This is a genomic window from Micromonospora sp., from assembly GCF_048594385.1.
GTDB classification, from domain to species: Bacteria; Actinomycetota; Actinomycetes; order Mycobacteriales; family Micromonosporaceae; genus Micromonospora; species Micromonospora wenchangensis.
Window position 1 is genome coordinate 1 of record NZ_JBMDWU010000476.1, and the last position, 11,195, is coordinate 11,195.

Here is an 11,195-nt window from a genome sequence, read left to right on the forward strand (position 1 = left end):
GTCATGATCGGGTGCCGGAACAGGAAGACGACCACCAGGTCGAGCACGGTCGCCAGGCCGAGGGCGAAGGCGAAGCCCTTCACCGTGCCGACCGAGACGATGTAGAGGACCACGGCGGACATCAGGGTGATCGCGTTGGCCGAGATGATCGTCCGGCGGGCCCGGATCCAGGCCCGGGGTACCGCGCTGCGTGGGCTGCGCCCCTCCCGGATCTCGTCCTTGAGTCGTTCGAAGTAGATGACGAACGAGTCCGCCGCCACACCGAGCGAGACGATCATGCCGGCGATGCCGGCGAGGGTGAGGGTGAAGCCGATCGACCGGCCGAGCACCACCAGCGCGCCGAAGACCAGCAACGCGGAGAGCACCAGACTCAGGAAGATGACCGAGCCGAGCAGCCGGTAGTAGAAGAACGCGTAGATGATGACCAGCAGCATGCCGATGCCGGCGGCCAGCAGGCCGGCCCGCAGGTGGCTGTCGCCCAGCGTCGCGGTGACGTTCTGCTGCTCCTGCGGCACGAAGGTGACCGGCAGCGCGCCGTAGCGCAGCTGGCTGGCCAGCGCGTTGGCCGACGTGTTGTCGAAGCTGCCGGTGATCTGCGAGTCGCCCGTCAGCACGCCCTGGATCTCGGGCGAGGAGACGATCTCGTTGTCCAGCACCACGGCCACCCGGCACTTGCCGTCCTGGCCGAGAGCGGTCTGGTCGCAGCCGCCGCCGGTGTTGTTGAACGCCTCCCGGGTCAGCTCGGTCCACTTGGACTGGCCGTCGCCGGTGAAGTTCAGGCTGACCACCCAGGTGCTGGCCTGGTCGAGGACCGCGTTGGCGTCCTTGACGTCGGTGCCGAGCACCTTGGCCTGGTCGAGCAGGTACTTCGCCGCGCCACCCTCACAGGCGACCGCCTGCTGCTTCTCATCCTTGATCGAGGCGGGGGGCCGCTTGTCGAGCTGGGCGCAGGTGATGGTCGGCACGTTGAACTGCATCTGCGGGGTCAGTACCGCGACCTCCTGCGGGGAGAGCGCGCCGAACGGCTTGAACGTCTCCGCCAGGGCCGGGTTGGTGGCCAGGTCGGCCGGGGCCTGGAGTCCGCTCGCGGCAGCCCAGGCGGCCGCGCCGACCTTCTTCTCGACGGCCTTGCGCTGCTCCTCGATGCTCTGCGACACCGGCGCCTCACTGGCGCTGGGCGAGGCGGCCGGGGCGCTCGGCGAGGCCGACCCGGACGGGGAGGCGCTGGCGCTCGGCGCGGGGGCGCCGCCGCCCTGCCCACCGGCGCTCGGCGAGCCGGACACCTTCGGCGACGCGCTGCCGGAGGCCTTCGGCGAGGCGCTGCCCGACGGGGCGGGCGACGCGCTGCCGGACGGGGCCGGCGAGGCGCTGCCCGACGGCGCCGGGGCGGCGACCGCGCCGCTGCCGTCGGCGGCCTTGAGCACCTTGCGGAAGCGCAGCTCCGCGGCGCTGCCGACGTCGGTCAGCTCCCGGTTCTCACCGGGCAGGGAGATGACGATGTTCCGGTTGCCCTCGGTGACCACCTCGGCCTCGGCCACGCCGTAGGCGTTGACCCGGCTCTCGATGATCTGCCGGGCCTCCTCCAGGTTGGCCGACGTCGGGGGCTTGCCGTCGATGGTGTTGGTCGCCTCCAGCGTCAGCCGGGTGCCACCGATCAGGTCCAGGCCGAGCCGCGGCTCCAGCCGGTCCTTCCAGCCGCCGCTGGCACCGCCCGAGAAGAACACCAAGGAATAGAGGACGACGAAGATGAACCCGAGCACGGCGAGCTGCCGCCCGGGGCGCATCTGTCCCTGAGGTGGTGCCACGGCTGTCTGTCTCCCTGTAACGGTCGCGCCGCCGGCGCAGCGGCGACGAGGTCGGAGCGGGGTTCCCGCCCCGACGTGCTCTGCGCGGGCCACTCCCGACCGACGGCACGGCGCACCACCGCCGACGTGGTGGCGTCGGGCGGACGGTGCGGGTGCCGACCCTGGGGACCGGCCCACCTATCCAGTTGTCCCGCCGCTACCCGCCCGTGGTGCCGGGCGGGTGGCGGCTTCACTCCTTGACGACTTCCGCGTCCTCGGTGACCGGCTCGTCGGCCTCGGGGCGCTCGGCCCGGGTGACCACCCGGGCGATGGCCGGCCGGGCGTAGCGGGACTGCACACCGGGGGCCACCTCCAGCAGCACGGTGTCGTCCTCGACACCCACGACCGTGCCGTAGAGCCCGCCGATGGTGACGACCTCGTCACCGGGTCCGAGCGCGGACTGCATGGCCTCAGCCTCGCGGCGGCGCTTCTGCTGCGGCCGGATCATCATGAAGTACATGACCCCGAAGAGCAGGGCGATCATGAGGATCGGCGTCAGACTGCCGGCGCCTCCGCCGGACTGTGCTGCGTAAAGCACGGTGTGCGACCTTCCCATTGGCCACCGTCCCGGCACGTGCGCGCCGGAGCGGAGGCGGATATTCACATCCTGTACAGACCGCGGCGAGTCTAATCCCTGCACCTGGGAACGCCGAATGCGGCGCAGATCACGTTCAGATCACGGTGGATCGGGCGCGTTCGAGAAGAGATCGGGCACGGCGGGGGCTTCCACACCGAATGTACCATTTGGCGGGGTGCGGCCGAGGTGTCGCCAGGCGGCCTCGGTGGCCACCCGCCCCCGGGGCGTACGGGCCAGCAGTCCGGCGCGGACCAGGAACGGCTCGCAGACCTCCTCCACCGTGTCCGGCTGCTCCCCCACCGCCACCGCCAGGGTGGACAGGCCCACCGGACCACCGCGGAACGAGTCGACCAGCGCGGTCAGCACCGCCCGGTCCAGCCGGTCCAGGCCGAGGGCGTCCACGTCGTACACGGTCAGGGCGGACCGGGCGGTCTCCAGGGTGACCACGCCGTCGGCCCGGACCTCGGCGTAGTCGCGCACCCGGCGCAGCAGCCGGTTGGCGATCCGGGGGGTGCCCCGGGACCGGCCGGCGATCTCCACCGCCCCCTCCGGGGTGATCGGCACGCCCAGGATGCGCGCCGAGCGGTGCAGCAGCGCCTCCAGGTCGGCCGGGGAGTAGAAGTCGAGGTGCGCGACGAAGCCGAAGCGGTCCCGCATCGGGCCGGTCAGCAGGCCGGACCGGGTGGTCGCGCCGACCAGGGTGAACGGCTCCACGTCGAGCGGGATCGCGGTCGCGCCCGGGCCCTTGCCGACGATCACGTCGACCCGGAAGTCCTCCATCGCGCTGTAGAGCAGTTCCTCCGCCGGCTTGGCGATCCGGTGGATCTCGTCGATGAACAGCACGTCGCCCTCGGCGAGGCTGGTCAGGATGGCGGCGAGGTCACCGGAGCGCTCGATCACCGGCCCGCTGGTCACCCGGATGCCCGAGCCCAGCTCGGCGGCCACGATATTGGCCAACGTCGTCTTACCGAGGCCGGGAGGCCCCGACAGGAGGATGTGGTCGGGTGGGGCGCCACGCCGCATCGCGCCCTGCAACAGCAGGTCGAGCTGGTCGCGGACCCGGTGCTGGGCGATGAACTCGTCCAGCCGCTTCGGCCGGACGCTGACCTCCGCGTCCCGCTCCGCGTCGTCGGCGTACGCCGAGACCAGGCCGTCGCCGCTCATGCCGGCCGCCCCGACCGGGACCGTGCCACGCCGGTCACCGGGTCCGGCCGAGCAGTCGGATGGCCTGCTTGAGCAGGATCGGCACCGGCGGGGTGGGCCCGTCCACGGTCTCCGCCACGGCGGCCACCGCCTGGTCGGCCTGGCCGGCCGTCCAGCCGAGCCCGACCAGCGCCTGGCGGACCTGGTCCGGCCAGGCGCCGGCGGTCACCCCGGCCGCGCCGTCGGGGCCCACCGGGACCGGGCCGATCCGGTCGCGCAGTTCCAGCACCAGCCGTTCGGCGCCCTTCTTGCCGATTCCGGGCACCCGGGTCAGGGCGGCGGTGTCGGCGTTGGCGATGGCCTTGCGGACCGCGTCCGGGGTGTGCACGGCCAGCACCGCCTGGGCCAGTCGCGGGCCGACCCCGCTGGCGGTCTGGAGCAGCTCGAACAGATGCTTGGCGTCGTCGTCGGCGAAGCCGTAGAGGGTGAGTGAGTCCTCCCGGACCACGAGGCTGGTGGCGAGCCGGGCCGGCTGGCCGACCCGCAGCTCGGCCAGGGTGCCGGGGGCGCACTGCACCGCCAGGCCGATCCCTGCGACCTCCACCACGGCGTGGTCCGGGCCGGTCGCGGTCACCGTGCCGCGCACGCTGGCGATCATCGTGCTCCTCCTCGTCGTACCCGGTCGGCGGCCTCGGCCAGCTTGGACCGGGTGCCGCCCCGCCACACGTGGCAGATGGCCAGCGCCAGGGCGTCCGCCGCGTCGGCCGGCCGGGGCGGCTCGGCCAGCCGCAGCAGCCGGGTGACCATCGTGGTCATCTGCTTCTTGTCGGCCTGGCCGGAGCCGGTCACCGCGGCCTTGACCTCGCTGGGCGTGTAGGTCTGCACCGGCAGCCCGGCCCGCGCCCCGGCCAGCACGGCGATCCCGCTGGCCTGGGCGGTGCCCATCACGGTGCGCACGTTGTGCTGGCTGAACACCCGCTCGACGGCGACCGCGTCGGGCCGGTGCTCGGCGACCAGGTCGGTCAACGACCGGTCCAGGTGCAGCAGACGCAGTGACAGGTCGTCGGCGGGGTCGGTGTAGACGACGTAGTAGGCGACCAGCGAGCAGGGCCGGCCCGGCACCCCCTCGACCACGCCGACCCCGCACCGGGTCAGGCCCGGGTCGACGCCCAGCACGCGCACGTCGCCTCCTTAGGGCCCCTCGACAGTACGGGTGTTCGACACCCTACTGCTCCGCCCCGACACGCCGGTGGGCGGACACGCCGCCCGACGGTGGGGCTCAGCGGGCCCGTAGGCCGTCGAGCACGCCGTCGACGACCCTCTCGGGGAGCAGCCGGTCGTCCAGCTCCGGGTGCCAGCGCATCAGCCGCTGGACCAGCATCGGGCCGGTGAGCAGCGCCATCGCCACCTCGATGTCGAGATCGGCGCGCAGCTCGCCTGCGGCCACGCCCCGGCGGAGCACCTCCCGCATGATCTTCCGCCGCGGCTCGATGATGTTCTGGTAGAGCTGGAAGTGGTCCGGGCTGCGGTTCACCTCGGGCACCAGGCACGGCATGATCCGCTCCGCCCGGGGGTCGATGTTGTGCCCGACCGCGCCGACCAGCAGCACCAGGTCGTCGCGCACGGAGTGCCCGGCCGGCTGGGCGACCACCCCCTTGAGCCGGCGCAGCGCGTCCAGCAGCAGGGCGTCCTTGCCGGGCCAGCGGCGGTAGATGGTGGCCTTGCCCACCCCGGCGCGGGTGGCGATCGCCTCGATCGACAGCGTCTCGATGGTGCTGCCCTCGGCGAGCAGATCCAGGGTGGCCTCGATGATGGCCTCGTCCGCGCGGATGCTCCGCGGTCGCCCGGGCGACCGCGGAGCATCGGCGGTGGGGTTCAGGTCGGACATCGTTCTGCGAACCTACGTGGTTCCGGCCAGTTCCCGCTCCGCCACCGGCGTGGCGGTGACGGCCGTGGCGGGCCGGCCCGGCATCCAGCGCAGCACGATGATGATGCCGAGGGCGGCCACCACCGCCGAGATCGCCGCCGCCCAGTGCATGGCCGAGACGAAGGCGTCGTTGGCCGCCGCGATCAGCCGCGGGGCCGCCGGGCCGAGCTGCGCCGCCGCCGCGTACGCCCCGGAGACCGACTCGGTGGCCGCCTCCCGGGCCGGTGCGGGCAGGGCGTCGGCGGTCGTGGCGATGTCCTGCCGGTAGACCGCGGAGAGCACCGAGCCGAGCACCGCGACGCCCAGCGCACCGGCGACCTGGCGGACGGTGTTGCTCACCGCCGACCCGACGCCGGCCTTCTCCCGGGGCAGCGCCGACATGATCGATTCGGTGGCCGGCGGCATGATGTTCGCCATCCCGACACCCTGGATGAAGAAGGCCACCAGCACCACCCAGATCGGCGTGGCGGCGTCGATGAAGGCGAACGCGGCCAGCGCCACGGCGGTCAGCACGAGGCCGACCGTGGCGACCGCCCGACCGCCGTACCGGCGCACCATGGCGGCGCTGCGCGGCGCGAAGACCAGCTGTGCCCCGGCGAACGGCAGGAAGAACAGGCCGGTCTCCAGTGGGCTGTAGCCCCGGACGAGCTGCATGTAGAACGAGCTGAAGAACATCACGCCCATGGCGGCGAAGAAGACCAGGCCGACGATCGCCACCGGGGCGGCGAACCGGGGCACCCGGAACAGCCGTACGTCGAGTGAGGGGTGGTCGCTGCGCCGTTCGTGCTCGACGAACCAGGCCAGCACCGCCGCCCCGCCGAGGATCGCGGCCCACACGAGCGGTCGGCCGAAGCCGTGCTCGCCGCCGTCGATGATGCCGTAGGTCAGCGCGACCAGGCCGACGACCGAGAGCAGCACGCCGAGGATGTCGACCCGGCCCGGCTGGGGGTCCCGCGACTCGGGCACCAGCAGGGCCACCAGCAGCACCCCGAGCGCCACCACCGGCACGTTGATCAGGAAGACCGAGCCCCACCAGAAGTGCTCCAGCAGTGCGCCGCCGAGGATCGGGCCGATCGCCACCGCCAGGCCGACCGCGCCGGCCCAGACCCCGATGGCGCGGCCCCGCTCCCGGGGGTCGAAGACGTTGGAGATGATCGACAGGGTCACCGGCATGATCGCCGCGCCGCCGACGCCCATCAGGGCGCGGGCCGCGATCAGCTGGCCGGGGCTCTGCGCGTACGCCGAGAGCAGGGACGACAGGCCGAACAGGACCAGGCCGACGAGCAGGAACCGGCGTCGGCCGGCCCGGTCGCCGAGGACGCCGAAGGTGAACAGCAGGCCGGCGAAGACGAGGGTGTAGGAGTTGATCGCCCATTCCAGCTCGCCCTGGCTGGCCCCGAGGCCGTGCACCGGGTCGGCCAGGGTGCGCAGGGCGACGTTGAGGATGGTGTTGTCGAGGACGACGACGAGCAGGCTGACCACCAGCACGCCGAGGATCGCCCATCGTCTCGGATGTCCGGTGTTCTCGTGCGGTTGCATACGCTCCGGTGCTCCCCCCGGTTGCACCCGTGCCGTGGCAATACGGAACGGGTCAGACTCGTAACGGTGTTCACCTTACGAGTCTCATGTTTCGATACGGCACCGGTTCGTATCGGATGTGGTGCGGGTCACCTGGTCAGGCCGGCGGCCCGCAGGCGGCCAGCGCGGCGGAGAAGCTGGTCAACCGGGTCGCGGGGGGTGCGAGGGGCTCGATCCAGCCCGGCCCGGCGGCGTACACCCGTACCCCCGGGAAGTCGCGGCCGAAGCGGACCAGGCGGTACGCCCGGCCGGTGACCGGCGTCTGCGACCACACCACCACGCTCCGCGGGCGGGCCCGCAGCACGGCGGAGCCCAGCGCCACCCAGGGCAGCGCCGGCCCCAGGTGCAGGCAGCCCCGACCCTGCTCGCGCAACGCGGCGGCCACCGCGTGCAGGCCCAGGCAGTGCGCCTCGTTCTCGGCCCCGGCGAGCAGCACCCCGTCGGTGCGCAACCGGCGGCCGGGAACCCGCCGGTGCACGTCCAACCCGATCCGGATGCCCTCGGACAGGGCGTGCTCGACGGCGATCTCGGCGGCGTCACGACCGCGCAGCCCGGCCAGCAGCGGCACGCACACCGCCTCCCACACCGCCGCCACCCCGGCGTCGGCGGCGTACTCCAGCACCAGCGCGGCGACCAGGTTCGCGTCGAGGTCCTCGGCGGCGGCCGAGAGCCGCTTGTGGGCCGTCTCGACGACCTCGACCGGCATCGGATCCGACAACACCAGACGCACCCCCCGGGTAGGACACCGTTACCAGGGGTTCGCCCGGACGGGCCGGTTCGGATGCGCCGCCGGGGAAAAACTACGGTGGTTCAGCCGGTGAGCGCCTCCAACGCCAGGTCCACGTCCGCCTCGGTGGTGTAGAGGTGGAAGGCGACCCGGACCCGCCCGGCGCGCACCGCCGCCCGGATCCCGGCGCGGGCCAGCCGCTGCCGCGCGTCGGACACCTCCACCGCGACGATCGCGCTGTCCCCCGGCGGCCGGCCCAGCCCGGCGAGGAACCGGTTCGCCAGCGCCACGTCGTACGCCCCGGTCGTCGCCGGACCGAGCGCGGCGAGAAGTTCCAGCGCCGGCGCGGTGCCCACCCAGCTGAACCAGGCCGGAGAGCTGTCGAACCGGCGGGCGTCGTCGGCCAGCCGCAGCGGCGGACCGTAGTAGGTGGACAGCGGCTCCCTGCCCGCGAACCAGCCGGCGGCGTCCGGACGCATCCGCTCGCGCAGCGCCGGGGCCAGGTAGGCGAGCGCCGAGCCGCGTGGCGACACCAGCCACTTGTACGTGCCGACCGCGACCGCGTCGGCCAGCGCCGCGTCGAACGGCAGCCACCCGCACGCCTGGGTGGCGTCCACCACCACCAGCGCGTCGTGCGCGCGGGCCGCGGCCACGATCTCGGCGTACGGGGCGACGGCCCCGTCGGCGGACTGCACCAGGCTGAAGGCGACCAGGTCGGTGCCGGCGTCGATCGCGTCGCACAGGCCGGCCAGCGGCACGGTGCGCACCCGCACGCCGCGTTCCTCCTGCACCAGCCAGGGGAAGAGGTTGGCGGTGAACTCGACCTCGGGGACGACCACGGTGGCCCCGGCGGGCAGGGCCGCGGCGATCGGTCCGAGCAGCTGCGACACGCTGCCGCCGACCGCGACATCGGTCACCGGCACCCCGACCAGGCCGGCGAACGCCTCCCGGGACCGCCCGGTGGCCTCCTCCCACACCTCGTGGGAGGTACGCCCCACCCGCCAGTCGGCCAGGGCCTCCTGCACCGCCGTCCAGACCGGCTCGGGCGGGAGCCCGTAACTGGCGGTGTTCAACCAGCCGGGTTCCGGCTGCCACAGCTCGCGTGCCTGCGCCAACTCCATGCGTCGAGGCTAGTGACACCCTCGCGCGCCCGGTCAGCACCAATCCGCCGGTGGTGGCCCGCACCCGCCGGCCACCCGACCGGCACCGGCTTGACCCGCTGACCTAGGTTGATGATCCACATAACGACGCTCCCTCGGAAGGGTGATGCCCCGTGCCCGTCGGCTTCACGTTCGCCGTCATCCTCGCCGTCGGGGCGCTGGTCGCCGGAGCGGTCCGGCTCCTCGCCCGGTACCCGGCCGTCAAGCGCACCTGCACGCTGGTCGCGCTCGGCTGCCTGGCCGGCGCGCTGCTGTTCGGGATCGGCGCCAGCGCGCACTCCGTGCCGATCCGCTCGGTCGGCATCGTCACCAGCTTCAACAAGCCGACCGGCGAGGTCACCGGCTCCGGGCTCAAGTGGGTCGCTCCCTGGCAGAAGGTCGGCGAGTGGGACGCCGGCCGGCAGAAGTACGACCACATCGGCGGCGACGACTGCGTCCGGGTCCGCACCGGCACCCTCGCCGACGCCTGCGTCGAGGTGCTGATCGAGTGGCAGGTCAAGCCGGAGAACGCGCCGAAGCAGTTCATGGACTACAAGGGCGACTTCGAGAGCTTCCGGGGCCAGCGGGTGGGGGTGCAGCTCGACAGCGCGGTCAACGACGCCTTCGCCACCTACAACCCGCTGGAGAAGATCGACGCCCGGACGGGGAACCTGAACGTCGACCTGAAGCCGTTCGCCGAGAGCATCCGGAGCAACGCCGAGGGCCGGCTCTCCGGCGACGTCGACATCCTGTCCGTCACCATCACCCGGGTCAACCACGACGATAAGACCGAGGGCAACATCAAGGCCTTCCAGGACAAGCTCGCCCAGACCCGCAACCTCGAACAGGACCGCCGCAACGCCGACATCCAGCGGCAGATCACCGAGACCAACGCCAAGGTCGACAAGGTGTCCCGCTGCCTGGAGATCGCCGAGAAGAACGGCAGCACCCCCGGACTGTGCATCAACCCGGGGATCGTGACCGGCGGCAAGTGACCTGGGCGCCGGCCGCCGGGCGGTGGTCACCCACCGCCCGGCGGGTCAGCTCACGTTGGCGGGGCCGAGGACGCTCTTGAGGTCACCCATCAGCGCGGTGGTGGCGGCCACCCGGAACGGGCCGAGCCGCAGGGTGGTCACCTTGCCGCCGTTGAGCAGCTTGACGTGCACCTCGGTGTCGCCCGGGTGCAGCACCAGGGTCTCCTTGAGCCGTTCCACCAGCGGCGGGGTGCAGCGGTGCACCGGGATGGTCAGCGTCACCGGCTTGCTGCCGGGGGTGCTGGTGACGTCCGGCATGGACATGTCCATCGCCATGATCCGGGGGGTGTCGTCGCGCCGGTCCACCCGGCCCTTGACCACCACGATCGCGTCCTCGGCGATGTACTGGCCGATCACCTCGTAGGTGTTCGGGAAGAACAGCGTCTCCACCCCGCCGGCCAGGTCCTCCAGCGCCGCCGAGGCCCAGGCCCGGCCCTGCTTGGTGACCCGGCGCTGCACGCCGGAGAGGATGCCGGCCAGGGTGACCACCGCGCCGTCGGGCACGGTGCCCTCCTCCGACAGCGCGGCGATGGTGGTGTCGGCCGCCGCGCCGAGGACGTGTTCCAGGCCGAACAGCGGGTGGTCGGAGACGTAGAGGCCGAGCATCTCGCGTTCGAAGGCGAGCTTGTCCCGCTTGTCCCACTCGGCGTCGCCGATGGTCGGCATCACGGTGGTGCTGCCGGTGTCGGCGTCACCGAAGCCCGCCCCGAACAGGTCGTACTGGCCGACGGCCTCCTTGCGCTTGACGTCGGCGAAGGCGTCGATGGCGTCGGCGTGCACGGTGAGCAGGCCCTTGCGGGTGTGCCCCAGCGAGTCGAACGCACCCGCCTTGATCAGTGATTCGATGGTCTTCTTGTTGCAGACCACCGCGTCGACCTTGGACAGGAAGTCGTAGAAGTCGGCGTACTCGCCCTTCTCGTCGCGGCACCGCATGATCGCCGCGACCACGTTCGCCCCGACGTTGCGCACGGCGGCCAGGCCGAAGCGGATGTCCTTGCCGACCGGGGTGAACGGGCCGGCGGAGGTGTTCACGTCCGGCGGCAGCACCTGGATACGCATCCGGCGGCACTCCGACAGGTAGAGCGCCATCTTGTCCTTGTCGTCACCGACGGAGGTCAGCAGCGCCGCCATGTACTCGGCCGGGTAGTGCGCCTTGAGGTACGCCGTCCAGTACGACACCAGGCCGTACGCCGCCGAGTGGGCCTTGTTGAAGGCGTACCCGGCGA

11 protein-coding genes are annotated in these 11,195 nt (G+C 72.5%); 1 reads left to right on the forward strand and 10 read right to left on the reverse strand.

Going from position 1 to position 11,195, the window contains the following annotated elements:
* The 9 genes from secD to ACOJTC_RS25730 all read right to left on the reverse strand — a co-directional run.
* A partial coding sequence (gene secD, locus ACOJTC_RS25690; protein ID WP_420118818.1) for a protein translocase subunit SecD occupies positions 1-1,805 on the reverse strand: 1,805 nt, incomplete at its 3' end.
* A 229-nt stretch (positions 1,806-2,034) separates the two neighbouring features.
* A complete protein-coding gene (gene yajC, locus ACOJTC_RS25695) occupies positions 2,035-2,400 on the reverse strand; it encodes a preprotein translocase subunit YajC (protein ID WP_232378607.1) in 366 nt (121 codons plus the stop codon).
* Positions 2,401-2,520: 120 nt separating this feature from the next.
* A complete protein-coding gene (gene ruvB / locus ACOJTC_RS25700; protein WP_204927624.1) occupies positions 2,521-3,585 on the reverse strand; it encodes a Holliday junction branch migration DNA helicase RuvB in 1,065 nt (354 codons plus the stop codon).
* 34 nt (positions 3,586-3,619) lie between these two features.
* Positions 3,620-4,222, reverse strand: a complete 603-nt coding sequence (gene ruvA / locus ACOJTC_RS25705) for a Holliday junction branch migration protein RuvA (protein ID WP_420118819.1) — start codon at positions 4,220-4,222, stop codon at positions 3,620-3,622.
* Positions 4,219-4,746 carry a crossover junction endodeoxyribonuclease RuvC gene (ruvC, locus tag ACOJTC_RS25710; protein ID WP_420118820.1) on the reverse strand — a complete coding sequence of 176 codons (528 nt, stop codon included), beginning with the start codon at positions 4,744-4,746 and terminating at the stop codon, positions 4,219-4,221. Before ruvC ends, ruvA begins: the two co-directional genes overlap by 4 nt.
* 97 nt (positions 4,747-4,843) lie before the next feature.
* Positions 4,844-5,452: a TetR/AcrR family transcriptional regulator gene (locus ACOJTC_RS25715; RefSeq protein WP_420118821.1), complete on the reverse strand. Its 609-nt coding sequence runs from the start codon at positions 5,450-5,452 to the stop codon at positions 4,844-4,846.
* Positions 5,453-5,464: 12 nt separating this feature from the next.
* Positions 5,465-7,030, reverse strand: a complete 1,566-nt coding sequence (locus tag ACOJTC_RS25720; RefSeq protein WP_420118822.1) for an MFS transporter — start codon at positions 7,028-7,030, stop codon at positions 5,465-5,467.
* Positions 7,031-7,166: 136 nt separating this feature from the next.
* Positions 7,167-7,790, reverse strand: a complete 624-nt coding sequence (locus tag ACOJTC_RS25725; protein ID WP_363654976.1) for a transcriptional regulator — start codon at positions 7,788-7,790, stop codon at positions 7,167-7,169.
* An 89-nt stretch (positions 7,791-7,879) separates the two neighbouring features.
* Entirely contained in the window at positions 7,880-8,917 is a 1,038-nt protein-coding gene (locus ACOJTC_RS25730) for an aminotransferase class V-fold PLP-dependent enzyme (protein ID WP_420118823.1), read from the reverse strand.
* A 152-nt stretch (positions 8,918-9,069) separates the two neighbouring features.
* Between ACOJTC_RS25730 and ACOJTC_RS25735 the strand changes: the two genes are divergently transcribed.
* Entirely contained in the window at positions 9,070-9,930 is an 861-nt protein-coding gene (locus ACOJTC_RS25735) for an SPFH domain-containing protein (RefSeq protein WP_357930743.1), read from the forward strand.
* A 45-nt stretch (positions 9,931-9,975) separates the two neighbouring features.
* On the opposite strand, the gene ACOJTC_RS25740 is transcribed toward ACOJTC_RS25735, so the two are convergent.
* A partial coding sequence (locus ACOJTC_RS25740) for an OB-fold nucleic acid binding domain-containing protein (RefSeq protein ID WP_420118824.1) occupies positions 9,976-11,195 on the reverse strand: 1,220 nt, incomplete at its 5' end.